Origin of the sequence: Flavobacterium algoris (genome assembly GCF_048158525.1) — a bacterium.
Classification (GTDB): Bacteria; Bacteroidota; Bacteroidia; order Flavobacteriales; family Flavobacteriaceae; genus Flavobacterium; species Flavobacterium algoris.
The window spans coordinates 1-23,322 of sequence record NZ_JBLNKT010000037.1 but is presented as its reverse complement, the minus strand read 5'-3'; the positions used below and the strand labels follow the sequence as shown (position 1 = coordinate 23,322).

At 32.5% G+C, this 23,322-nt stretch carries 26 protein-coding genes; 12 read left to right on the top strand and 14 right to left on the bottom strand.

Features of this window, described 5'->3' with window-relative positions; genetic code table 11:
* Positions 1-75 precede the first annotated feature (75 nt).
* A complete protein-coding gene (locus tag ACM55I_RS14840) occupies positions 76-855 on the bottom strand; it encodes a polysaccharide deacetylase family protein (RefSeq protein ID WP_416847624.1) in 780 nt (259 codons plus the stop codon).
* A gap of 647 nt (positions 856-1,502) precedes the next feature.
* On the opposite strand from ACM55I_RS14840, the gene ACM55I_RS14835 reads away from it, so the two are divergent.
* Positions 1,503-1,679 carry a histone H1 gene (locus ACM55I_RS14835; RefSeq protein WP_416847623.1) on the top strand — a complete coding sequence of 59 codons (177 nt, stop codon included), beginning with the start codon at positions 1,503-1,505 and terminating at the stop codon, positions 1,677-1,679.
* A gap of 138 nt (positions 1,680-1,817) precedes the next feature.
* Here the strand turns inward: ACM55I_RS14835 and ACM55I_RS14830 are convergent, their stop codons facing one another.
* The 7 genes from ACM55I_RS14830 to ACM55I_RS14800 all read right to left on the bottom strand — a co-directional run bounded on the left by ACM55I_RS14830 (position 1,818) and on the right by ACM55I_RS14800 (position 7,690).
* The gene (locus tag ACM55I_RS14830; protein WP_416847622.1) at positions 1,818-2,330 is read right to left on the bottom strand and encodes a hypothetical protein; all 513 of its coding nucleotides are present in this window, start codon (positions 2,328-2,330) and stop codon (positions 1,818-1,820) included.
* 1,097 nt (positions 2,331-3,427) lie between these two features.
* Entirely contained in the window at positions 3,428-3,910 is a 483-nt protein-coding gene (locus tag ACM55I_RS14825) for a hypothetical protein (protein ID WP_416847621.1), read from the bottom strand.
* A gap of 334 nt (positions 3,911-4,244) precedes the next feature.
* On the bottom strand, positions 4,245-4,472 hold the full coding sequence (locus ACM55I_RS14820; RefSeq protein WP_416847620.1) for an IS3 family transposase: 228 nt from the start codon (positions 4,470-4,472) through the stop codon (positions 4,245-4,247).
* 192 nt (positions 4,473-4,664) lie between these two features.
* Complete coding sequence (locus ACM55I_RS14815; protein WP_416847619.1) at positions 4,665-5,084, bottom strand: hypothetical protein; 420 nt, start codon at positions 5,082-5,084, stop codon at positions 4,665-4,667.
* Between the two features lie 65 nt (positions 5,085-5,149).
* Positions 5,150-5,449 carry a transposase gene (locus ACM55I_RS14810; RefSeq protein ID WP_416847618.1) on the bottom strand — a complete coding sequence of 100 codons (300 nt, stop codon included), beginning with the start codon at positions 5,447-5,449 and terminating at the stop codon, positions 5,150-5,152.
* Between the two features lie 22 nt (positions 5,450-5,471).
* Positions 5,472-5,801: a winged helix-turn-helix domain-containing protein gene (locus ACM55I_RS14805; protein ID WP_416847617.1), complete on the bottom strand. Its 330-nt coding sequence runs from the start codon at positions 5,799-5,801 to the stop codon at positions 5,472-5,474.
* A gap of 440 nt (positions 5,802-6,241) precedes the next feature.
* On the bottom strand, positions 6,242-7,690 hold the full coding sequence (locus ACM55I_RS14800) for an amino acid permease (protein WP_416847616.1): 1,449 nt from the start codon (positions 7,688-7,690) through the stop codon (positions 6,242-6,244).
* A gap of 314 nt (positions 7,691-8,004) precedes the next feature.
* Between ACM55I_RS14800 and ACM55I_RS14795 the strand changes: the two genes are divergently transcribed.
* The 4 genes from ACM55I_RS14795 to ACM55I_RS14780 all read left to right on the top strand — a co-directional run bounded on the left by ACM55I_RS14795 (position 8,005) and on the right by ACM55I_RS14780 (position 10,680).
* On the top strand, positions 8,005-8,787 hold the full coding sequence (locus tag ACM55I_RS14795) for an RMD1 family protein (protein WP_416847615.1): 783 nt from the start codon (positions 8,005-8,007) through the stop codon (positions 8,785-8,787).
* A 230-nt stretch (positions 8,788-9,017) separates the two neighbouring features.
* Complete coding sequence (locus ACM55I_RS14790) at positions 9,018-9,206, top strand: hypothetical protein (protein WP_416847614.1); 189 nt, start codon at positions 9,018-9,020, stop codon at positions 9,204-9,206.
* Positions 9,175-9,801: a RhuM family protein gene (rhuM, locus tag ACM55I_RS14785; RefSeq protein WP_416847613.1), complete on the top strand. Its 627-nt coding sequence runs from the start codon at positions 9,175-9,177 to the stop codon at positions 9,799-9,801. The genes ACM55I_RS14790 and rhuM overlap by 32 nt, the downstream gene beginning before the upstream one ends.
* Before the next feature lie 168 nt (positions 9,802-9,969).
* A complete protein-coding gene (locus ACM55I_RS14780) occupies positions 9,970-10,680 on the top strand; it encodes a DUF4339 domain-containing protein (RefSeq protein WP_416847612.1) in 711 nt (236 codons plus the stop codon).
* A gap of 98 nt (positions 10,681-10,778) precedes the next feature.
* Here the strand turns inward: ACM55I_RS14780 and ACM55I_RS14775 are convergent, their stop codons facing one another.
* Positions 10,779-11,354 (bottom strand): DNA polymerase ligase N-terminal domain-containing protein, encoded by a 576-nt coding sequence (locus ACM55I_RS14775; protein ID WP_416847611.1) that lies wholly within the window; start codon positions 11,352-11,354, stop codon positions 10,779-10,781.
* A gap of 97 nt (positions 11,355-11,451) precedes the next feature.
* Positions 11,452-11,814 carry a hypothetical protein gene (locus ACM55I_RS14770; RefSeq protein ID WP_416847610.1) on the bottom strand — a complete coding sequence of 121 codons (363 nt, stop codon included), beginning with the start codon at positions 11,812-11,814 and terminating at the stop codon, positions 11,452-11,454.
* Positions 11,815-12,136: 322 nt separating this feature from the next.
* On the opposite strand from ACM55I_RS14770, the gene ACM55I_RS14765 reads away from it, so the two are divergent.
* Positions 12,137-14,239 (top strand): M3 family metallopeptidase, encoded by a 2,103-nt coding sequence (locus ACM55I_RS14765; protein ID WP_416847609.1) that lies wholly within the window; start codon positions 12,137-12,139, stop codon positions 14,237-14,239.
* Positions 14,240-14,321: 82 nt separating this feature from the next.
* Here the strand turns inward: ACM55I_RS14765 and ACM55I_RS14760 are convergent, their stop codons facing one another.
* The 4 genes from ACM55I_RS14760 to ACM55I_RS14745 form a co-directional block, all read right to left on the bottom strand.
* Complete coding sequence (locus ACM55I_RS14760; RefSeq protein WP_416847608.1) at positions 14,322-15,905, bottom strand: efflux MFS transporter permease; 1,584 nt, start codon at positions 15,903-15,905, stop codon at positions 14,322-14,324.
* 4 nt (positions 15,906-15,909) lie between these two features.
* On the bottom strand, positions 15,910-16,962 hold the full coding sequence (locus ACM55I_RS14755; RefSeq protein ID WP_416847607.1) for an HlyD family secretion protein: 1,053 nt from the start codon (positions 16,960-16,962) through the stop codon (positions 15,910-15,912).
* A gap of 36 nt (positions 16,963-16,998) precedes the next feature.
* Positions 16,999-18,279 carry a TolC family protein gene (locus tag ACM55I_RS14750; protein WP_416847606.1) on the bottom strand — a complete coding sequence of 427 codons (1,281 nt, stop codon included), beginning with the start codon at positions 18,277-18,279 and terminating at the stop codon, positions 16,999-17,001.
* A gap of 231 nt (positions 18,280-18,510) precedes the next feature.
* A complete protein-coding gene (locus ACM55I_RS14745; RefSeq protein WP_416847605.1) occupies positions 18,511-19,329 on the bottom strand; it encodes a helix-turn-helix domain-containing protein in 819 nt (272 codons plus the stop codon).
* A 398-nt stretch (positions 19,330-19,727) separates the two neighbouring features.
* Between ACM55I_RS14745 and ACM55I_RS14740 the strand changes: the two genes are divergently transcribed.
* The 6 genes from ACM55I_RS14740 (at position 19,728) to arsB (ending at position 23,168) form a co-directional block, all read left to right on the top strand.
* Positions 19,728-19,988, top strand: coding sequence for a heavy-metal-associated domain-containing protein (locus tag ACM55I_RS14740; protein WP_416847604.1), 261 nt, complete (start codon positions 19,728-19,730; stop codon positions 19,986-19,988).
* 54 nt (positions 19,989-20,042) lie between these two features.
* On the top strand, positions 20,043-20,426 hold the full coding sequence (locus ACM55I_RS14735) for a hypothetical protein (RefSeq protein ID WP_416847603.1): 384 nt from the start codon (positions 20,043-20,045) through the stop codon (positions 20,424-20,426).
* Between the two features lie 225 nt (positions 20,427-20,651).
* A complete protein-coding gene (locus tag ACM55I_RS14730) occupies positions 20,652-20,984 on the top strand; it encodes an ArsR/SmtB family transcription factor (protein ID WP_416847631.1) in 333 nt (110 codons plus the stop codon).
* A gap of 18 nt (positions 20,985-21,002) precedes the next feature.
* Positions 21,003-21,473 (top strand): DUF6428 family protein, encoded by a 471-nt coding sequence (locus ACM55I_RS14725; RefSeq protein ID WP_416847602.1) that lies wholly within the window; start codon positions 21,003-21,005, stop codon positions 21,471-21,473.
* A gap of 17 nt (positions 21,474-21,490) precedes the next feature.
* Positions 21,491-22,123, top strand: a complete 633-nt coding sequence (locus tag ACM55I_RS14720; protein ID WP_416847601.1) for an arsenate-mycothiol transferase ArsC — start codon at positions 21,491-21,493, stop codon at positions 22,121-22,123.
* A gap of 1 nt (position 22,124) precedes the next feature.
* Positions 22,125-23,168, top strand: a complete 1,044-nt coding sequence (gene arsB, locus ACM55I_RS14715) for an ACR3 family arsenite efflux transporter (protein ID WP_416847600.1) — start codon at positions 22,125-22,127, stop codon at positions 23,166-23,168.
* Positions 23,169-23,322 lie beyond the last annotated feature (154 nt).

The following is a 23,322-nucleotide window of genomic DNA, read 5'->3' as shown; positions in this document are numbered from 1 at the left end:
ATTTGTACCGCTTTTACTATCATCAATCTTTAGTACTCTGGAGAATAAAAAATATTTAATGTATAAATGTTTTAGTTAATTGACAGTTTCTAAACTATCCAAATCTGATAATTTATAAAATTTCAGATCATTAAGCTTCATATATTTACAAATAAACTCTAAAGTTTCAATCTTTGTTTGATAATTTTCGGTCAATTTTTTAACAGGTTTGTGGCTAGATAAAATCAATATTTTATTTTTTTTCTTGGCATCATCTAATAATTCCAAAAGATAAGGAATATTAAAATGAACATGATTATTGTCGATATCAAACGCATACATTAATTTAGAATTTCTAAAATAACAACCCTCTTTTTCAGGAGCTAATCCTTCAAAATCTCTACCTCTTATCACTTTAAATATTGGAGATAATGCTTGGTCAAGTTCATCTGATCTTTCGCCATAAGGATAAGCAAAAGATGAAACGTTAAACCCCTTTTTCTTCATCGATAGTAACATTGGGTCGATTTCTTGTTTTATATACTCATCTATTCCATTTTTTGCAACAAACTTAACTGCGTTGTAATGATGGTATCCATGACCTGCAATTTCGTGACCTTCTTTTTGCAATTCGAGTAACTTTTTTATTTGAGGTACACCAATAGAATCTATTCTGCAAACACAAAAAGTAGCTTTCCAATTGTATTTTTTTAAGACTTTATCAGCTTCAAACCATTCATCTACATAAGCATCATCAAAAGAAATAACAACCCCAGCCTTATACGGTTTAGGTACTGGTGTTGATTTTTTATTTTCACACGAAAACAAAGTTAAGAACAATGAAACAAGTAGGGTTTTGAAAAAAAACAACTTCATAAATTACTGTGTTAATTAATAAAAATAGAATGCAATAGTTCAAATATAAACCATTTATTTAATGATACTTTATTTATAAAAAAGGGATACCTTATTTTTTAAAATAAAAAAGTCAACTATAAGTTAGTGAACCGTTAATTTCATAATTTAAGAAATTAAAATTGTTATGTTTATTCTTATTTAATCCCTCTGTTTTTGAATTTAATTCAATTTACAAACTAAGGCTTAATCTGCTAGAAATCAGAATTCTTAAGTTATTGTCAAAATAGTTACAATTATTCCAAACTTTATTCAACTTTAAGTGTCTAATAAATCTCCAAAAGAAAAGTATAACTACTATTTTGGATAAATACCGATTGTTTTTTTGTAAAATTAATTTATAACCTAAAAACGAAAACTATTCTATCTTTCATCCTGCTTGGATTATTAATGTATTCCGGTAATACTAATGATTAAACAAATTCCAGTTATCCATATACTGCACGATTGATTGATGCTCCTGGTCCGTATGATAAAGTAAATGTGGATATACAGTCGGGTTTACATACCGTAGCTGCTCCTAAAAAAAAGTGAGAATTTAACAACAAATTAGTTATATCTAATAATCAAATTTTTATTTTTGCACATTAATTTAATAAAGCACTATCATGAAAGATTTAATCGAAAAAATCAACGCAGAATTCGAAACATTTAAAACAGAATCTGAATCACTAATTGAGAAAGGCGTCAAAGCAGCTGGACCAAGAGCTCGTAAGTCAACTTTGGAAATAGAAAAACTACTAAAAGAGTTTAGAAAAGTCTCCGTAGAAGAATCAAAAAAATAATATTATTCTAAAAATAGACCTCGTTTAATAATTTAAGCGAGGTTATTTTTTATTTTTCCTGTGCTGATTTGTATTTATGTTGTTTTGTTCCAATTTTGATTTTCGGACCGGTTGTGTATTCCTGTTAGTAGCATCCACTTACTTTTTCTTTTCTTCATCAACAATTAGTTTCAAAGAATTAATATAATCCGTATCAAATTCTATAACTCTTATTTTGTTTTGCTTAAAACTCATTTCACCTTCAAATTTCCCTTCGGTTCCCAAAAAATCTATTACCAGTTCTTTCTCATTTATTTCTAGGAGTTTCCCGAGATAAACCGCTTTATCTGATTTTTTTGTAATCTGAAAAATTTCATATTTATTTGCTAAAAAATGTATAATGGAAGACAAATCTTTAAGCGGAATTATTTCTGCTGCACTTGTTTTTAAACCTTTAAGTTTAATTACTCTTGCTGTGAATTCATGATCTTTGTCTTGAATAATTGACTTTACATTTTTATTTTTTAATATCGTATAGCCATCAATTATAAAATCAAAAGGATTATTTTTTAGTAAAATCCAATCTTCAGTCCAATCAATAAGAAAACCACTAAAAATTTCCTTTTTGTCGTCAAATTCTATTGAAATTAATTGTCGTAAGTATTTTTCCATTATGTTCTTTTAAATTTTGAGAGCAGTCTGCTACTAGCGTCAATTAGCCCTAAGCGTCAGGATAAAAACTTCTAAACGAGCTTTATTTTGTTAATTAGAAAGTAAATATATGAGATTTAAACTTCAATTAAAATTCTTTTCAAAAAAAGTCACTTAATGGTTCGTAAAAGAAAACGAACCGTAAAAAGCGATAAAAATAGCTATTAGAACCCCAAAATTTAAAGCAATACTTTTATATATTGTTTTAATAGGTTTTGGTCAATCAGATTAAAAATCCAGCGCAGATTATAGGCTAAAAAAACAATCATTATTTACTCACTGTGTGGGCACGGTTAAAAAAACTGCGACAACGATTTTGGTATATCAGCACGATCGATTTAGAAAATAAATTTAAGGGTAAATCCTCGAAAACTAAGCTTACTCTTTACGAATATTTAATAGGATAGTACTTGAAGATTAAAATAACTTCAATTTTGGTTCCTGCTTCAATTTTTGATTCAATGTGAAATTGACCTTTTAAAGAATTTGCTCTTTCTTTCATATTAGTTAAAAATTTAACGTAAACATAGAATCCAATTATAGGTATTATTAGCTTAAAATTTTTCTTTCAATGTATTCATGATTTAAGCCTCCTACTTACAATAAAAGACGCTGAGGCGTCTTTTTCATTTCTTTTATCTCCTATGTTTATAAAAATAACCCCTCCTAAACGCATAAATCTTCCCTCTCAGGTAAATACCTAAAAACCAAACCACAATTAAGCTAATTATTCCGTATCATTCCATACCTCAAATGTAGAGGGCATAAGATTTCCTCTTTTAGCATAAAATCAAAAATCACGATAAGGATTTCAGCGTTGGCCATAGAGAATGACCGTGAAGTCGAGTGTGAAACCCGAGCGGTTTGGGTTGCGATAGGAACATCCGTCCAATGATTATTGGGATAAAAAGATTCAGGCTTGAAATCGAAGATTCATGAATAACCAAAAACAATAATAACCCATCAATGTTTTTTATTACTTTTTTTTATCAAGGAAAAAAGTGAAATTTTCTTCAAATAAAAATCAGTAATAACATAAACGTACCCCTATTTATTTATCATTTAGCGTCGCAGTCAACTGTTTTAAATTTAAATTTCACCCGTTCAAAATCAATAGGTACGCCTTTAACAAAATAGGAAGCACCCATAGTAGATTCTATTTTCCCATTACCTAAAATGAGTTCGTTCCCTCGCTTTAGAAATGCCATTGGATTTTTGTATGTTATTTTATCATACGTTCCCTGAATAAAAGTGTAGCTGGCAAATAAAGTATCTCCACGGAATTCTCCGGCGATTTTGCCAACCTTTTTCGGCATATTAAAAAATTTCATCACCATATCACCGGTTATTTTACCGTTTTTTAAAGTGTTCATTTTTAATTCAATAGTATCTTCTTGATACAGCGCTTTATAACACTGCACAGTTATAGGGTTTCCAGTCTGGACTTTGGTAGCTTCAACGACTTTTGGGCTTTGATTTTTTTTACAGCTTTGGAATCCAATACAAGCAAACAGCAAACAAAAAAGACCTAGATTTTTCATAATAGTAAATATTTAGTTGAATATTGTAGTAATAGCCATTGCTAATTTACGCATAAATAACGTATAATTATTTGAGGACGGGGCAAATCTTACTTTAGGGTTAATCAAAGTCTAGTCAAAGCTATAGATAGTGTATGAAAAATAGAAAACAAGAGAGTAAAATCATCTTAGCGCTCCCACAAAAGAAAAACCCGAAACAAAATTTCGGGTTTTCAGTTTTTTATTAATCCGGAATCGTTTTTAAGACTAGACAAAGTTATAATTCAACAAACTTAATCCATAAGAAACACTGTCAATCCTCTGGTGGATATGCAAATAAAAACTGCACATTAAGTTAAGCTACATTTTTGTAATTAATTTGATTGTTAAATTCTTCAATAGTTGCATAATTTAAAGCAGAATGTCTCCTTTTTCTGTTGTACCACATTTCAATGTATTCAAAGATTTCCAGTTTCATTTGTTCTTTTGAAATCAGTTTGTTTCCATAAATCAATTCCGTTTTCAAGGATTTAAAAAAGCTTTCCGCTACTGCATTATCCCAACAATTTCCTTTGCGACTCATACTGCGGGTTATTTTTTTATAGGAATCAAGAACATTTACAAACTTTTTGCTAGCATATTAAACACCTCTGTCGGAATGAAAAATCAAACCTTCCTCAATATTTCGGTTTTTAACGGCCATTTTCCAAGCTCCAAGCGTAGTTTCATCTGTACTCATTCCATCGCTCAAACTCCAACCTATAATTTTTCGGTCCTATAAATCCATAATAGTTGTCAGGTATACAAATCCCTCTTTAGTTTGAATATAGGTGATATCAGAAACCCAAACTTTTGAAGGCATTTTGACAACAAACTCCCTATTTAATATATTTTCGACGATTAAGTAATTATGATTTGAGTTGGTCGTCACTTTGAATTTCTTGCTTAATTTACTTCGTAAGCCTAACTGTTTCATATATTTTGCTACAGTAATTGCTTCGCCTGTTCGAGCAAAGCTCTCGGGTCTTGAAATTTTATAACCAATACTCAGAAGTTCTAATGTTATTCTAGGACTTCCATATCTTTGCTTGGCTGCAAAATAAATCAATGTTATCTGTTCTTTTATGGTAATTTTTAGTTGTTGTCTTGCTGTGATTGCTTGTTTTTTCCATCGGTAATAACTTCCGCTGCTCACTTGTAGAACTTTGCACTTTTTTTCAATCGGGAATAGTTGTTCATTGCTTTTTATGAAACTATAAATCATCGACCGCTCTTGGAAAAAATGCCGATTGCTTTTTTTAATATATCACGTTCTAACTCGGCATCTTTGAGTCTTTTCTCCAGTTCGTGGATTTTTTCTTGCTCGGGAGTGAGTTTTAAATTTCCTTTCCCAGGAAAACTTCCTTCTCCAAATTCCTCAAACTCTTTACGCCATTTATACAACTGTGGTGCTGTGACTCCCAATTCTCTGGCGAGTTCTGATACATTTGTTCTATCATAACTCAATTGAACGGCTTTTTCTTTAAAAGCTTTATCATAAATTTTGCGGACTTGTTTCATAGGCTAAAATTAAGATTATTTCTTAACTTAATGTGATGGCTAAGTTAGCATGTCCATTATTATAAAAATCAATAGCCGCTTTTTCGCCCAAAGTCTCTACAAAGGCATCATAAATAATTTTCTTATGTGCACTCAATTTATTAAACATCAGGAATATTTTCAAATCTTGTGAAATATCTGTATTCGCAATAAAGTAGCCTTTTCCATTAAAAGCTTCTAAAATACCCATTTTTCTTAATTTATTATATCCTTTTTCAATCGTAACCCTAGATATTTCGTATTGAAAACTCAATTCATTGATAGACGGCATAGCATCTCCTTTTTTAAGAATACCTTGCTTTATGGCATTCAAAACTGCATTGACTAACTGCTAGTACTTTGGAGTAGCAGAAAGTTCATCAATTCTGAGGCTATCAATTTTTGACATTTTTTTCATACGAACTTATTTTTTGTATTTTTAAATCATGATGATTCAAATAAATTTTAAATTATTTATAATCATTTTATAAGAAGATTATTTTATTCACCAATGGATTACTATTTATAATTAAGTAAATATACTTAATTTCTATTTAAAAGGATAAACCTTAATGAAGGTCGAAAATTAATACATTTGTAATTGAATTCAACAAAATCAATGCTTTTTTTCAACACATTGGTTTATAAACACACAAAATTCTAATTATAAACTTACAAAAAACATTAATAAATTTTGAAGGTTTGAAGGTTTATTATATTCTTTTTATAAAAAACTATGATAAAAAAAGCCACTCTTTTCAGAATGGCTTCAAATTATTTTTCTCCTTGTTCTCGTCTGAGTTTACTATTCTTTTTACCATAAAAAAAGTAGATTACAAACCCAATAGCTAACCATACAATCAATCGCAACCAAGTATCAAAAGGAAGAGAAACCATCATTAACACACAAGTTAGTATTCCTAAAATGGGAACTAAAGGAACAAATGGAGTTTTGAATGGTCGTTCTAAATCAGGTTGTTGCTTACGCAAAATAATAATTCCCAGACAAACCATAACAAATGCTAAAAGCGTTCCTATGCTGGTCATCTCTCCCACTATACTAATGGGAACTAAACCTGCAAAAAGGCAAATAAAGACACATAAAACAATATTTGATTTAAAAGGTGTGTTGAATTTTGGATGCAAATCAGAAAATATTTTTGGCAATAATCCATCCTTACTCATAGAAAAAAATACACGCGATTGCCCTAATAAATCGACCAATATTACAGAGGTATATCCAATTAAAATAGCCATAATAACTGCTACAGCTAGCCATTTGTAAGGAGTATGCGCAATGGCTACTGCAACTGGCGCAGCACTATTTTTGAATTCAGTATAATTAGCCAAACCTGTCATTACATATCCAAATAATATAAATAAAACCGTACACACTATTAACGAACCAAGAATTCCAATAGGCATATTGCGCTGTGGATTTTTAGTCTCTTGTGCCATTGTAGCAACAATATCAAATCCAATAAAAACAAAGAAAACGACACCGGCACCACGCAGCACTCCTGACCAACCAAATTCTCCAAAAATACCGGTGTTCTCAGGAATAAATGGATGATAATTAGCCACATCTATATATTGCCAGCCTAAACTTATAAAAACCAATACTACACCCACTTTGAGAGTAACAACTACTACATTAAATATAGCTGATCCTTTAGTCCCACGAATAATTATTGCAGTAATTAAGGCAATAATTAGAATCGAAGGCAAATTAAACCATCCGTTTACTATTGATCCATCAGCTAAAGTAGCTTTTTCAAAAGGAGACATCACCAACTGTGGAGGCAGGTAAATATCAAATTTTTCAAGAAACTTAACTAAATATTGCGACCAACTAATCCCAACGGTAGCTGCACCAACGGAGTATTCAAGTATCAAATCCCATCCTATAATCCAGGCAAATAACTCTCCTAAAGTAGCATACGCATACGTATAAGCACTACCCGAAACCGGCACCATAGAAGCAAACTCTGCATAACATAAAGCACTAAAAGCACAACCTACAGCAGCAACCACAAACGACAAAATTACAGCTGGCCCTGAATTATTTGCTGCAGCAATTCCTGTCAAAGAAAATAAACCTGCACCTATAATAACTCCAACCCCAATTGCCACTAAATTAATAGCTCCTAAACTTCTTTTAAGAGTTCCTTTGCCGCTTTCGGCAGCTTCTAATTTTAATCGTTCAATAGATTTTTTAAGCATAATTTTTCTGTGTTTTAAATATAAAAAAAGCCCTTCATTATAAGAAAGGCTTTACTGATATTATGTTTAGACTGTCCCATAATAAACCTTTCATATTATAAATGATGCTTTGCAACACATAATAGTAAAGAAACGATTGATCATGCTATGTCTTTTCTTCTTATTCATAGTGCAAATGTATTGTGTATTACAATCGATTCCCAAATTATTTCAACATTTTTCCAATTTTTAGCATTCCTTTTTATAAATTAAAATCGTACAAAGACAAATTTAAAATCTGAATTTTCCTTAAATTTGTATAAAATAGTTTGATTATGGAAATCAAAATCGAAGCTGTTCAAATTGCGGAATCCTTCAACATGAAGAAATTTCGTGCCGATTTTCGTGCTGAAGCGCATTCGGGTTCCACTTCAGAGGTATTTTATGCATTGAAGGAAAACCAGCGCTATTTGTATATTTTTGATTATGGCGTAGTGGTCTTTGCTAATTATGATGCAGTTGCCAAAAGTGAATTCGTGAATTTTATAAAAAATTACGCCACTACTTTGGTCGATTTGGATTTATCAGAAGAATACCGCATTGAAACTGACGAAACACTACAAAAGGTAATTGTAAAAAACAATTATGTGACCGTTTCCCAAATAGATTCCTCACTCATGCGAATCGTTATGCTCAATATCGCTCAATCTGTTGCGCTTGAATATTACGAGTTATTGACCGATGACCTCATCACCTCTTCAAAACACTACATCCTAGAATTAGAAAAACGTGGTAAACTCAGTATTTCCAAAACCAATTTACTCAAATACATTGGCAAAGTCCTGAATGTAAAAAACAGTATTGTAGACAATTTATATATTCTTGACGACCCAAATCTCGTTTGGGATAATGAAGAACTCAACCTGCTCAACCGCCACCTTAAAGCTAATTTTGATATCAATACTCGTTTTAAAGACCTCGATTACCGCTTGCAAATTGTAGAAAACAATCTTACGCTGTTTACCGACGTGCTGAACGTGAGAGAAAGCTCCCGACTGGAATGGGTGGTTATCATATTAATTGCGTTGGAGATTGCTATCGCGTTATTTTTTCATTAAAGCCTAAAGTCTATTGTATCATATTTCCTGCTACTTCACGCAATAAAATCTAAAATATTTCTTTGATTCTTTATTTTAAACAAAGTCATTTTTGTTATTTTTGTTTTTATTACCGTGTAAAACCAAAAATAAAGAACCACTATTCCGCTAATTGATTACGAAATGGTTGAACGAAAATGATAAATTAGTGGCATAATGAGCATGTTACTTGGATTTAAAATTGCAGCTTAATGAATAATCAGATAGAAATATATAAATCTTCAGACAACAAAGTAGAACTTCAAGTAAGTCTTGATAACGAAACTGTTTGGTTAAACAGAGAGCAAATCGCGGTTTTATTTGATAAAGATATCAAAGCCATAGGTAAGCATGTTAATAATGTATTTAATGAAGGGGAATTGGATAAAGAATCAGGTTGATTTCTATAACCTCGATGTTATTATATCTGTTGGATATCGTGTAAAATCTAAACAAGGAACACAATTTCGTCAATGGGCAACACAACGTTTAAAAGATTATTTAGTCAAAGGGTATGCCATCAATGAAAAACGGTTGCAAGAAGCTGAGAATAAGTTTCAAGAATTAAAGCAAGCAGTTCATTTACTAGATTCCATTACAAAATCTAAAGTAATAACTGGTGATGAAGCACAAGGTTTATTAAAAATATTGAGGGACTATGCTTTTGCGTTGGATATTTTAGACCAATACGACCATCAGACATTGAAAGTCGTAACAACGGATACTAAAGAATTATTCAAAATTTCGTATTCCGAAGCGAAGAAAGCCATAGAAGGATTAAAAACTAAATTTGGAGGCTCTAATTTGTTTGGAAATGAAAAAGATGATACTTTTAAAAGCTCCTTAGAAACAATTTATCAAACCTTTGACGGAATCGATTTATATCCTTCAGTACAAGAAAAAGCGACACATTTATTGTATTTTGTCACCAAAAATCATTCTTTTTCGGATGGTGGTAGCAAAAGAATTGCAGCTTTTCTCTTTGTTCGTTCCTAGATCGCAATGGATTATTGTATCACGAAACAAGAAAAGTAATTCATGATAATGCCTTGGTAGCAATAACGCTGATGATCGCTGAATCCAAATCTGATGACAAAAACATGATGGTTAAACTAACAATTAATTTGATTAACAATAAATAAGCACTTCATTAAAATATTATAAATGAAAACCTATTACATTCATAACGGAACTGAAAACAGTGGTCCATTTCTCTTGGAGGAATTAAAGGCTAAAAAAATAACAAAAACAACATTAATATGGTTCGAAGGTATGGACGAATGGAAATATGCTGGAGACATCCCTGAATTAAAAATTATTTTGGCCGTAGTACCACCTCCTCTCAAAAACATTCCACCTGCACCAAAAGAGTATGAAAAAGTAGTAAGCCAAACTATTTTAGGATTGGATAAAAGTATTTTTTTTCTGGCTTGTGGAATTTTAGTTTTAATTATTGCAACCTTGATTTTCAATGCCTATCAAGATAACAGAAGTTTAGAATTAGAACAGAAAAATAAACAAACCGAATTTCAAAACCAGCAAATTGAACTACAGCAAAAACAAACTGACGAGGAAAAGATACAAATTGCTATTCAAGAAAAAATAGACTCCGACAGATTCTCTAAACAAAAAAAAGACTCAGTAAACAATAGAATTTCAGAAATTAAGGAAATACTACTTGTTAACAATGCAAATTTGGAAGAGGATCAAAATAAATTAATAAATGCTAAGGACTTTAAATTACTAAGGACCGAAAGCGAAAGGGAAGACCAAATTAACTTGATAGAAGATGATATCATTCATTGGCAAAATGAAATTAAAAAATTAGAAAATGAAGCTGATCGATTGTATTTAAAACTAGAAACAATACACTAATCCTAATTTTAGAAATCAATAAGAATTCCATAGTAAAGAAAACTCCAAAGTTGTGAAGCTTTGGAGTTTTCTTTTATTTAAACAACTTTTCAATCAATCTAATTTTCTAAACTCTCTAATGTCATATTCGAAATCACAGACTTATCTTGTTCCAAAACATCCTCACCACTTGCATATTGATCATTTTTCTTTATCAAAAGCCACGTATTTTCTTCTTTCGTTTTTAGTTCTACCAATGCAAATTCACCTTTGAGCTTTTTTCCATTTAGAATAAAACTAAGATGTCCATCTTTCAAATCAGATTTTAATTTTTTTTCAACATTGTCTGTATCTTCTTTATCAGCTAAAGTATAGGTTCCATTATCCCAAATCATAACAGTTCCCGCACCATAATTTCCCTCGGGAATAATTCCTTCAAAATCTTTGTAATCGTAAGGATGGTCTTCCACCATAATCGCCATCCTTTTATCTTCTGGATTCATGGATGGTCCTTTGGGGATAACCCAGCTTTTTAATACTCCGTCCATTTCCAACCGAAAATCATAATGTAAATGGGAAGCCGCGTGTTTTTGCATGACGAAAACTAATTCGGTTGTAGATTTTTTAATTGCACCTTCGGGTTCAGTGGTAACATTAAAATTACGCTTTTGATCGTATTTATTTAAAGATATCATGATAAATAAAATTAGAGTTAAAATAAATCTAAAAGATATGGAATTGGTATATTCTTGAAATCAGTCAATAAGCAAGCTAAAAATATTTAGATTGGATTCAACTTTTTCCTGTATTCTCATCTAAATTACTGTGATTATCACCGCCAATACTGTAATTGTTATTCTCCTCGTCTTCGCTCCCCATATCTTCCTGATCATCATCTAGTTCAGATCCGGGAACGTCTAAGTCACTGCCAGATTCATCTTCCTCAAAATCTTTTTGATTCAATTCCCTGACATTATTAATTTCAACAGGTGCTTTTTTTTTAGTAATATCTTCCGGGTCAATTTCCATTTCTTTTTGGAACTGACTATACATATCTTCACTTGGAGGATACAAAAGAGAATCCGGCAATTTATTTTTATCTTTCTTAACCGGTTTCATTTTATTTAGATTTGATTTGTCATCTTTATTTTCCATTTTAATATCTTATTAAATTGATTTACAGAGCACTAAGTTAATCATTTTTAACCAAAAACGTATTTTATAAGTATGAAAAAACATCCAGTAATCCTGATTTTATAACGGGAACCTTTTGTATATTCTTTTCTAATTTTAAGCTTCCTAATCAGTAAATAATTAATTCAAATTAATTGTTGCTTTGGTGAGAATCTATTCTATTTTTAAACGAGATGTTTTTATTCCTAAATTCCTTAAAATAACACGCTACAGTTTCCTAATCAAGGTGGATTCTGTTAAATTTACAAAAACTATTTTTTTATATTTTACAAACAACTACAAAATGGTACCAATGGAAACTCAGGAAAAAGACCAAAATGAAGCAATCAATCCATTTTTTCAGCCCTATAATACCCCTTATAATGTTCCACCTTTTAATAAAATAAGGAACGAACATTTTAAACCCGCTATTTTAGAAGGAATTAAAGTACATCAGATACAAATAGATCAAATTGCAGATAATACTGCTGCACCCACTTTTGAAAACACCATTCTTGCTATGGAAAATGCAGGGGAATTTCTTTTGAATGTCAATATGGTATTTTCTAATTTGAATGGCGCAAATACCAACGATGAACTTCAGAATATAGCCAAAGAACTAGCTCCAAACTTAGCGGCACACAACGACAATATCTATTTGAACGAAAAATTATTCTCAAAAGTAAAATCGCTTTGGAATGAAAAAGAAAAACTAAATCTGAATATAGAGCAAGATAAAGTTTTGGATAATTTACACAAAGCATTTGTACGAAGCGGAGCTAATTTAGCTGATTACGACAAAGATAAACTGAGAAAAATAAACGAGGAACTTTCGCTTACTAGTTTGAAATATGGACAAAATGTTTTGGCTGAAACCAATACATACAAGTTGATTATTGAAGATATAAACGATTTATCCGGGTTACCGCAGGAATTAATAACTGCCGCTTTTGCAGATGGAAAATCAAAAGGGAACGAAGGGAAATGGGTTTTTACTTTATCCAATTCTAGTGTAATTCCGTTTTTGCAATATAGTGCCAATAGAAATTTAAGGCAGCAAATCTGGGAAGCCTATCAAACCCGTTCCAATCATGATGACGATTTTGACAATAAAGAAAATGCCTTAAAATTAGCAAATCTTAGAGGTGAAAAAGCACGTCTTCTTGGCTATGAGACACATGCTCATTATGTTTTGGAAGAAACTATGGCTAAAACTCCAGAAACTGTTTATAAACTTTTGAATGATTTATGGAAACCAGCTTTAGAAATTGCCAAAACTGAAGCCGCAGACATTCAGGAAATGATGAAAAAAGACGGAATCAACGATTCGGTTCAACCCTACGATTGGCGATTTTACACTGAAAAAATCCGAAAAGAACGTTTTGATTTAGACGAGCAGGAATTAAAACCTTATTTTAGTTTAGAAAATATTAGAAAAGGCGTTTTTCAAGTTACCGAAAACTTATACGGCTTGCAATTTAAACCCTTAATTGAGGTGCCAAAATACCATGAAGAGGTGGAGGTTTGGGAAGTTTCAGAATCCGATGGAACGCATCTAGGTATTTTATATGTGGATTTTTATCCAAGAAATTCAAAACGTGGCGGCGCTTGGATGACCTCCTACAGAACCCAAAAAATAGTTGACGGAGTAAGACAAGCTCCAGTAATTTCTATTGTTTGCAATTTTTCTAAACCCACAGAAAATAGTCCCGCTTTATTGACTTTTGACGAAGTGACGACTTTTTTCCATGAATTTGGTCATGCTTTACACGGATTATTATCTAATGTAACGTACCGAAGTTTAGCCGGTACAAATGTCCCAAGAGATTTTGTTGAATTGCCTTCGCAAATTATGGAAAACTGGGCTGTAGAACCTGAAGTTTTAAAAATGTATGCCAAACATTATCAGACAGGAAAAGTCATTCCTGATGATTTAATTAAAAAAATACAAGAATCAAGCACTTTTGATCAGGGTTTTATGACTACAGAATATCTGGCAGCTTCGTATTTAGATTTAAAGTATCATACTCAAAAGGCAACAATTACAATAGATGCCAATACTTTTGAGAAAAACGCAATGGACGAAATAGGTTTAATACCTTCAATTATTCCAAGATACAGAAGTACGTATTACAATCATATTTTCTCCGGCGGTTATTCTGCTGGATATTACAGTTATATCTGGTCAGGCGTTTTGGACACGGATGCTTTTGAAGTCTTCAAAACAACCCATTTATTCAATCCTGAAAAAGCTAAATCATTTCGAAAAAACATTTTAGAGAAAGGCGGAACCGAAGAGCCAATGGTCTTGTATAAACGTTTCCGTGGAGCTGAGCCTAGTGTTGCACCTTTGTTAAGAAAACGAGGCTTAGACAAAAAAGAGCCCACAAAAAAATCCGAAGGTTAATTATTTCAAAAAACAAAATATCCTATTCTTAACTTAATTAGAATAGGATATTTTACCTTTAAAGGGTTTCAGTATACTTTTTTTAATTACCCCAAATTCTATTTTTGAAAAGGTCAACTGTTTGTCTTAAATGCTGATTAAGCAATAGAAAAACAACAACTATACCCATTAAATAACCAATAACGGTAAAGATTTCCATATTCGACAATAAAATCGATTGTTTTGAAACTGAACTAATAATTTGTTTCATCGCTAATGTATTGGAATCATCCAAAGTATAGCCTTTAGCCCTAAAACTTTTGGTGAGTTGTTCGGTCCGCATTTGGGTTTCTGGACTTTCGGGAAGAATAAATTGTCTGAATTTTGCAAAATGGGTACTTTGTAAAAACAACCCTGCGTTTTGAATCATTGCAAAACCCATTATACTTCCCCAAAAACGCCCTGCAACTCCCACTACTCCCGCAAACGGAGCATAATGAGTAGGAACAGAAGAGACGGTAAATAGGACTAACGGAACAAATATTATTCCTACTGCCACCCCCTGCAACATATACGGAATCACAATATCCGACAAGGAAGCATCCGGCACAAAAAGAAACGTAAACCAGAAATGAAACAGCGCTAAAAGTGAAAATCCGATTATAAAAATATAGCGAGAAGCAACTGATTTAGCCAAAAACACCCCTGTCAAAATCATTCCAATCACATTTCCTGTCAAATTCAAATACTGCACATGCGCCACTCTTGAAGGTTCCCAATTCCAAATAACAGCCATCGTATTGTGACAAATATTTAATGTAGCTCTGGCAATATAAAAAACCACAGATAATAATAATCCAGTTCGTAGATTCGCATACTGAAAAACGCGCATATCAAAAGTAGGTCTCTTCACCAGCATTTGTCGAGCTATAAAAAAACCTCCTGTTAGCAAGGCAATAATGAGTGCTGCTACAATTTGGGGAGATTCAAACCAATATTTTTTTTGGCCATAAACCACAAAATAACTACCGCACAAAATAGCGGTAAGCACAAGAATAAAACTGGCCCAATCGATTTGATACAACGGAATTTTTTTATGAAACCGATTGTTATTAAAGGTAATCATGACTAAAGCCACGCATACAATTTGAAAGAAAGCCGAACCATACGCCATATATTTCCAATCGTAATTCTCCAGCAACCACACTGCAATATTAATTATAAAAGGAGAAGCCAGCATCAAAGCACCATAATTAAGCGTAAAAGCAATAATCACGGCATTTTTAGATTTAAATCGTGCAATCAAAAATTGTCGCAAGGGTAAAACCGGCAATGCCATCAAGATACCTTCGGCCATTCTTAACATTATAAACAAAGAAAAATTTTGTGTGTATGCCGTCAGTATAAATGTTAAAGCTGCCAAACTATAAATAACCAGAAAATATTTCTTGGTTGGGAAAAACTTAAAAAACCGACTTTCGATGAGAATTGTAGCAAAAAAAGTCCCATAGGTTACACACATCGAAAATTGCAAATCTTCGACTTCTACGTCCAAAAAACTTGCTGCATAAGTCACATTAGAAGTATATACTCCTAATAAAACCATGGAATGCAGCATGCAGAAAAAGATAATAGCAATAATAGCCCAATTAGGAACCCAAGATTTAAAAATACTTACTTCTGACATCTGATTATTTGTGTTCGGCTATAACAGTGACATTCATACCGGCTCTGAGAAAGTCCGTTTGTGCATCACTTTCTTTTAATTTTATTCTAACCGGAATTCTTTGTTCTATTTTTATAAAGTTACCCGTTGCATTATCAGGTGGCAATAGTGAAAAACGCGCACCACTGGCTGGCGATAAAGATTCAATACTTCCAATAAATTCTCTTCCGCTTATCGCATCTGCTTTCAGTTCTACTTCCTGTCCAATGGATAAATATTGTAGCTGTGTTTCTTTAAAATTAGCTGTAACCCACTTTTCCTTGCTAACGATAGAAACTAAGGTTTGTCCTTCTTTTATCATTTGTCCCGGTTGCACCATTTTTTTTCCTACCCAGCCGTCATAAGGAGCGGTAATTATGGTATAAGAAAGATACAAAGTCGCATTGTCAGCAACCGCTTGTTTGGCCTGAATTACCGTCTGAGCCGTTGGGATTTTAGCCGAAGCTTCTGAGGTATTTAATGCCGCCGATTGAATCGTGTTTACTATTTCCTGATAATGTGCCTGCGCCAATTCATAATCCGCTTTTACTTTCTCCAGCTGTTGTTCAGTAGCCGCTTCCTGACTTACTAATCCTTTATAACGATTGTATTCCAGTTTTGTTTTCCAAACTTCTGTTTTTGCAGCTTGTAACTGAGATTGCCTAACGGAAGTCACATTAGAAGTTGTTGCGACATTTCTTTCAATCACAATACTATTACTTTTTGCATTTTCAACATCGGCCAATGCCATGTCTAAATGTGCTTTGTATTCTCGATTGTCAATTACCAGCAACGTATCGCCTTTGTGAACAAATTGATTTTCATTATAATGCACTTCGGTAACGTAACCCGTAATTCGGGCCATAATTGGCGTTACATATTGATCTACTTGAGCATCATTGGTTTCTTCGTGATTTTTATTAAAAATATAAAACCAAATCCCTAAAACAATTCCGCCAAGGACCAGCATACTGGCAATCAAGGTGATTAATCTATGAAATGATCGATGGACTCTTGACGAATTATGAACTTTTACCATATAAATTTGAAACTAAATTATATTAAACCTAAATTATTATTTGTTGAGTAATCCTGCCGTATGAAGCAATTCATACTGTTTCATAACCGCATCAATTCTAGTGGAAACTTTGTTGAATTTTGCCTGAAGCAACGCATTGTCCGCATCGACCATTTCAGTAATCAAGACCAATTGATTGAGGTATTTTACTTTCACAATGCGATAATTCTCGTTGGCTAAATCCAATGCTTTCTCCGTAACCGGTAGCTTGTCCTGTATTTCCTGATATTGGGTATGATTTCTAAACACTTTATCCACCATCTCATTTTTCACCAGCTCCGATTCATTTTTTTGTAAGTCCACTTTTAAATTGGCAACCTGAACTTTGGCTTTATTTTTATACAACCCAGACAAATTATAACTAGCCTCCACGCCTATTTGTCCTATAGTGTAGAGATAGGGACGATTTAGCGTAAACAACATATAATCAGGATATTTCAAATTATAATTCCCAAAGAAACTGACCTTAGGATAATAATTGCCTTTCACCATCTTTAGCTCTGTTTTTTTTACGTCTACTTCCCTATTTGCAATACGCATTTCTTCATTTTGAAGCGTCTCTTTAAAATAGAAATCATAATCTTTCAGCGGTGCTATATCTAGTAATCCAGTTGTATCAATAGCAATTTCTGATTCTTCGGGCAACTGTAGCATCGTTTTTAACTCTTGAAGCGCTATCCTGATGTTTTTTTTATTGGTCAATAAGTTTAGTTCTCGATCCGAAAGTTGCAGTTCAGAACGCAACACTTCATTTTTAGTAACCGTTCCAAAAGTTTTAAAAGCTTTCACTTCCTTCAATCGTTCCTGTTCTTCTTTAATGCTTTCGCCAATGATTTTGTGGAGTTCCATCATTTTATAAATACCCAAAAAAGTAGCTGTCACCTGTAATTGAATGTCATTTTGCGTCTTCTCTACCCTTATTTTGGAAATTTCGTTTTCCTCTTTCGACTTTTTAATCGCATTATTGATTCTATTACCTGCATAAAGCGGTATATCAAATTTTGTAATCGCATCATATATTACGGTCCCAGGTTCTGGAGTGTAGGTATGTTTGTCCGAGAAAAAACCGCCTTCGTATTCCGTCAAATCTGATAATCGGGAATACATCGCATTAAAATTAACTTCCGGCAAACGAAGATTTTTTGTCTCGGTAATTTCTTTTTCTGAGATGCGCTGTTCGATATGAGATTTCTGAATCGTCTTATTATTTTTTTTAGTGATTTTTAAAGCATCATTTAAAGAAATAGCGGTAACTTGTTGTGCTTGTACTGAAGTCATTCCTTGAAAGAAGAGGAATAATAACACTGCATTTTTTGAAAAATTAATTTTCGATTGGTTCAAATGAACCCATTTTTTAAGAAACATAATATAGATAAAGGAATAGGGTGCAAAGTTCCCTAATTTAATTTATGCTTTAAAATCAACTAAAGCCAATTATTTATTCATTTCGGACAAATATAAAACAATAAAACTACTATAACGATTGCAGAAAATGTGTGCTACAAAAAATTACTTTTTTAATATTTCAACGCCTTTTAAATAATCAGAAGGGCGTTGTCCTAAAATCTTAAAAAAAGTATTACTAAAAGTGGGCACACTATTATATCCAACTACTTGCGCCACTTCGTTAACAGATAGTTTTTTTTCGAGTAACAATTCTATTGCTTTTAAAATTCTTCGAATCGTGAAATATTGAATAAAGGACATGCCTAAATCTTTTTGGAACAAACGATACAAAGAGCGCTCACTAAAACCAAATCGATTAGCCAAATCAGAGAATAAAATAATTTCTCCCAAGTTTTTATCCAGATAGCTGATGATCTTATTGAGCCTGACATCCTTTGGTAAAGGCAACGATAACGGTAAATTAGTGAGACAAATTTCTGGCAAAATGGCTTTTATCGCGTTGGCAATACTAAAATTCCTGCTCCATTTTTCCAAGTTTCCATTCCATCGGTTGGTGAAAAGCATCATTTGCAGTAATAAATCATTAATGGGATAAATGCCTTCTTTTTCATAAAAAGAATCTTCATTTGAATCTATCGGAAAATACAAATTCCGCATCATAACATGCTCCGAATTGGGATGAATACTATGTTTTATTCCGCCTGGAATCCAAATAAAATGACGTGCAGGAAGAAAATAAGTTTTGGTTTCTGTGGTAACATGAACGATACCCCCTTCAGAATATAACATTTGAGCTTTTTCATGCTTGTGGGTTGGAATCATTAATTCACCCATCAAATCATGGTGGCAATAAATACTTTTTTTGTCGGTATCAACCTCTTTTATATAATATTTCTCTTCTAAAGTTTCCGATAAACCCATGTGAGTAAAATGACTATTTTTATGACTTATTACGATATTTATTCAACTCTTAATTTCACTAAAATTAAATAATCTTTAAGTCTTATTCTACTAATTGATTTTGGTTATTTTTCACCAAAAACCCAATTGTGAAGTTGGACAGCATTAGATTTCAAAGTTACAAAGACAAAGTTATTTCTGCGCAAGAAGTCGCTTTATTTTTCAAAGATAAAATGACTATTGGAATCAGTGGATTTAATAAAATACACTGTGAACAAATGTTTACTCTAAAATCCAAAAGTGATATTTTTCTATTCCATTTTTTACATTAATACAACATAAATCACTAACTTTAAACTACTTAATAATTTTTAAATTCTAAAAAAAAACTACATTCCTAATTTTTAAAAAATAAAAATATGAGCGCATTAAAAGACAATGTAATTCCAGGAAATCATGGTCAAATTTTTGGAACAAATGCTATAGAAGAAATGGATTTAATCGAAATTAAAGCCAGCGTATTGAAATTAGACGGAATAAAAGATGTGCTGTTGAATGCTGAAATATTTCCAAGAGAATTCACGGTTCATACCTCCAAAATGGTATTGATTAATGATATTGAAAACAAAGTAAAATCAGTAGGCTTTCACGCCATTCCAAAAGATTTATTTGAGCTTTAATATTTTGAAATAACGCAGATTCAATTAATCTAAAACTATTTAAAAAGAAAAAAAATGGAAACTAAAAAAACAATTTATCAACTACACGAAGAACACAAAACGTGGTTAAACAAACTTTCCTTTTATAAAGACGAACTTAAAATTATGGATAACCGAATTTTGGAAGTGGCAAAAAAAAACACTTCTAATGAGGTACGCTCCTTAGCCGATCATTTTAATAATCTGCTAGTCATTCAAAAGGAACAAATTGACATCTTAACCCATGATATTAAAAGTCACGAAGCATATCTTGAAGCAGCAGCGCTCGATAATCCTAACGGTATTGATACTGAAAAATTTTCAGACCATAAAAAGCATCGAGAAAGTATGACCGTTTTTGAGAAATTATTTAAAGAATTGAGAGAAGAATTGATTGATTTTCTATCGAAATGGATGTAAATTAGAAGCATTTTTTTCAAAAAAAAAGACTAGAAACCATTTCTTTAGAATTTGTAGGATCAAATACATTTTAAATTTTACCTGAAAACCATTTCCTTTACAAGCACCAACTTCAGATGCTTGTAGTATTTTGGCACTAGCCGATTAAAAATTTAAACAAAATTAATGTTCCAAATTTGGTTTTTATTTACAAATATCGTAATATTGCAATATAAATATATAGCGATGGGAATTACTAAATCAGAATATTTCACAGACCAGCAAAACGAATTGGCAACATTGGCGAAAGCCATAGGCCATCCCGCACGTATTGCCATAATAGAACACCTCATAAAAGTAAACAGTTGTGTGTGCGGTGATCTTGTAAATGAACTGCCGCTAGCCCAACCTACCGTTTCGCAACACTTGAAGGAACTTAAAAATGCCGGACTTATAAAAGGGTCTATTGAAGGAAATGCCATTTGTTATTGCCTTAACGAAGCAGGTTTTAATAAAATAAAAGACTTCTTTCAGCACATTAACACCCATTTAGAAAACAAGAAAAATGACTGTTGTTAATTTTTAAATTATAAAAAAATGAAACTCTCCGAAATTAAAAAACAGTTGGTTGCGTTAGAAAACGTTGCTTTTGTATTACCAAACGGCACTTCTGTACCCGAACATTTTCACGTCACCGAAGTGGGTTTAATCACTAAAAAATTTATTGATTGTGGTGGAAAAGTTCGAAAAGAAACGGTAGTAAATTTCCAATTATGGGATGCCAATGACTTCGATCACCGCCTAAAACCGCAAAAACTTTTGGACATTATTGCCCTTTCAGAAAAAGTGTTAGGAATCGAAGATCACGAAATTGAAGTAGAATATCAAGCCGAAACTATTGGAAAATACGACTTGGTTTTCAACGGAACAGCATTTACTCTTTTAAACAAACAAACGGCTTGTTTAGCGCAAGATCAATGTGGTATTCCTGAAGAAAAACAAAAAGTAAAATTATCTGAAATCCAGACGCAATCAAGCTGTTGTACTCCTGGAGGAAGCTGTTGCTAATTTTTTAAAACCATAAAATGACTTTAACAAAAACCATCCTATTTCCAGAAATCGAAAAAACAATCCGTGCTTTTGATTTTGAAACCATCACAGCAGAACGCAAAATTATTTTGCAGCCGCTTATTGATTTTATCCAAAAAAAAGCCACCAACCAACAGGAAATTAGGCTGAATTTGATTTGTACACACAATTCCAGAAGAAGCCATTTATCGCAAGTTTGGGCACAAACAGCTGCCGCACACTTCAATATCAAAAATGTATTTTGTTATTCTGGTGGTACAGAAGCAACGGCTTTATTTCCCATGGTTGCCCAAACATTGGAACAATCAGGCTTCAAAATTAAAACCATTACAACAGGAAAAAATCCTGTTTATGCGATAAAATATGCTGGAAACGAACATCCTGTTATTGGTTTTTCTAAAACCTATGATGATGCTTTTAATCCCCAAAGTGAATTTGCAGCTCTATTAACGTGCTCACAGGCTGATACAGGCTGTCCATTTATTGCAGGTGCTGAAATGCGCATTCCGATCCCGTTTGAAGATCCAAAAGCGTTTGACAATACGCCACAACAAGCAGAAAAATATCAGGAACGCAGTTTGCAAATTGCAACCGAAATGTGCTATATATTCTCCCAAATAAAATCATAAAATGGCAGCTAAAAAAAGATTAAACTTTCTTGACAACTATCTTACACTTTGGATCTTTCTGGCCATGATCATTGGCGTTTCCATTGGCTATTTTATTCCGTCAAGCAGCGGATTTATCAATTCCTTTTCAAGCGGAACGACCAATGTTCCTTTGGCAATTGGATTAATAGTGATGATGTATCCACCATTGACTAAAATTGATTTTTCAAAAATTCCTGTAATGTTTGAAAAACCAAAATTATTGACCGCTTCATTTATAATCACCTGGATTGTGGGTCCGTTTTTGATGTTTTTATTAGCCACTTTCTTTTTGAAAGATTATCCGGAATACATGACCGGTTTAATCATAATTGGGATTGCGCCTTGTATTGCGATGGTAATTGTCTGGAACGAATTAGCTGAGGGAAATAGAGAATTAACGGCAGGATTAATCGGGATTAATAGTTTGCTTCAAGTGCTCTTTTTTAGTTTATATGCTTATTTTTATTTGGAAATCATGTTGCCTTTATTTGGAATAAAAGGGTTAGAATTAAATATTACGGTTCCCGAAATTGCTATAACAGTTGGGATTTATTTAGGAATTCCATTTGCATTAGCGGTAATGAGCCGCTATGCAATCAAGAAATACATGGGTGACAAATGGTTCAATCAAAAGTTCATTCCTTTTGTGTCTCCAATTACGCTGGTTGCTTTGCTTTTTACAATCGTAGTGATGTTTAGTTTAAAAGGCGAAATGATTGTTGATCTACCGCTGGACGTAATTCGAATTGCCATTCCACTTGTCATTTTCTTTACCATTATGTTTTTTCTGATGTTTTTTGTTTCTAAAAAAATTGGAGCTAATTATCGGGATGCCGTAGCACTTTCATTCACTGCATCGGGAAATAATTTCGAATTGGCAATTGCAGTTTCCATTGGAGTTTTCGGCATCAATAGCGGACAGGCATTTGCCGGAGTCATTGGACCATTAGTAGAAGTTCCGGCTTTGATAATTTTAGTAAATGTGGCTTTTTGGTTAAGAAAAAAATACTATCAATCTAAGTAATTTAAACAATAAAAAATTCAAAATATAAGTACACCGTTTTGTCTAGTCCTGAAAAAACGATACAGGATTAATAAAAAATAAAAGTACAATTTTTAAACAGTAGTAAGCTCCGGTTTACTACTGTTTTTTGTTTTATAGGTTCTCATTTTAATTA

Bases quoted from the DNA above. Each gene is read 5' to 3' on its own strand.
- ACM55I_RS14725 (WP_416847602.1), top strand. From the start codon at position 21,003: ATGAAACTCTCCGAAATTAAAAAACAGTTGGTTGCGTTAGAAAACGTT.
- rhuM (WP_416847613.1), top strand. From the start codon at position 9,175: ATGAAGGGGAATTGGATAAAGAATCAGGTTGATTTCTATAACCTCGAT.
- ACM55I_RS14800 (WP_416847616.1), bottom strand. From the start codon at position 7,690: ATGCTTAAAAAATCTATTGAACGATTAAAATTAGAAGCTGCCGAAAGC.
- ACM55I_RS14830 (WP_416847622.1), bottom strand. From the start codon at position 2,330: ATGGAAAAATACTTACGACAATTAATTTCAATAGAATTTGACGACAAA.
- arsB (WP_416847600.1), top strand. From the start codon at position 22,125: ATGGCAGCTAAAAAAAGATTAAACTTTCTTGACAACTATCTTACACTT.
- ACM55I_RS14760 (WP_416847608.1), bottom strand. From the start codon at position 15,905: ATGTCAGAAGTAAGTATTTTTAAATCTTGGGTTCCTAATTGGGCTATT.
- ACM55I_RS14765 (WP_416847609.1), top strand. From the start codon at position 12,137: ATGGTACCAATGGAAACTCAGGAAAAAGACCAAAATGAAGCAATCAAT.
- ACM55I_RS14720 (WP_416847601.1), top strand. From the start codon at position 21,491: ATGACTTTAACAAAAACCATCCTATTTCCAGAAATCGAAAAAACAATC.
- ACM55I_RS14740 (WP_416847604.1), top strand. From the start codon at position 19,728: ATGAGCGCATTAAAAGACAATGTAATTCCAGGAAATCATGGTCAAATT.
- ACM55I_RS14835 (WP_416847623.1), top strand. From the start codon at position 1,503: ATGAAAGATTTAATCGAAAAAATCAACGCAGAATTCGAAACATTTAAA.
- ACM55I_RS14770 (WP_416847610.1), bottom strand. From the start codon at position 11,814: ATGGAAAATAAAGATGACAAATCAAATCTAAATAAAATGAAACCGGTT.
- ACM55I_RS14750 (WP_416847606.1), bottom strand. From the start codon at position 18,279: ATGACTTCAGTACAAGCACAACAAGTTACCGCTATTTCTTTAAATGAT.
- ACM55I_RS14840 (WP_416847624.1), bottom strand. From the start codon at position 855: ATGAAGTTGTTTTTTTTCAAAACCCTACTTGTTTCATTGTTCTTAACT.
- ACM55I_RS14795 (WP_416847615.1), top strand. From the start codon at position 8,005: ATGGAAATCAAAATCGAAGCTGTTCAAATTGCGGAATCCTTCAACATG.
- ACM55I_RS14780 (WP_416847612.1), top strand. From the start codon at position 9,970: ATGAAAACCTATTACATTCATAACGGAACTGAAAACAGTGGTCCATTT.
- ACM55I_RS14730 (WP_416847631.1), top strand. From the start codon at position 20,652: ATGGGAATTACTAAATCAGAATATTTCACAGACCAGCAAAACGAATTG.
- ACM55I_RS14775 (WP_416847611.1), bottom strand. From the start codon at position 11,354: ATGATATCTTTAAATAAATACGATCAAAAGCGTAATTTTAATGTTACC.
- ACM55I_RS14735 (WP_416847603.1), top strand. From the start codon at position 20,043: ATGGAAACTAAAAAAACAATTTATCAACTACACGAAGAACACAAAACG.
- ACM55I_RS14745 (WP_416847605.1), bottom strand. From the start codon at position 19,329: ATGGGTTTATCGGAAACTTTAGAAGAGAAATATTATATAAAAGAGGTT.
- ACM55I_RS14755 (WP_416847607.1), bottom strand. From the start codon at position 16,962: ATGGTAAAAGTTCATAATTCGTCAAGAGTCCATCGATCATTTCATAGA.
- ACM55I_RS14820 (WP_416847620.1), bottom strand. From the start codon at position 4,472: ATGAGTCGCAAAGGAAATTGTTGGGATAATGCAGTAGCGGAAAGCTTT.
- ACM55I_RS14810 (WP_416847618.1), bottom strand. From the start codon at position 5,449: ATGAAACAAGTCCGCAAAATTTATGATAAAGCTTTTAAAGAAAAAGCC.
- ACM55I_RS14825 (WP_416847621.1), bottom strand. From the start codon at position 3,910: ATGAAAAATCTAGGTCTTTTTTGTTTGCTGTTTGCTTGTATTGGATTC.
- ACM55I_RS14790 (WP_416847614.1), top strand. From the start codon at position 9,018: ATGAATAATCAGATAGAAATATATAAATCTTCAGACAACAAAGTAGAA.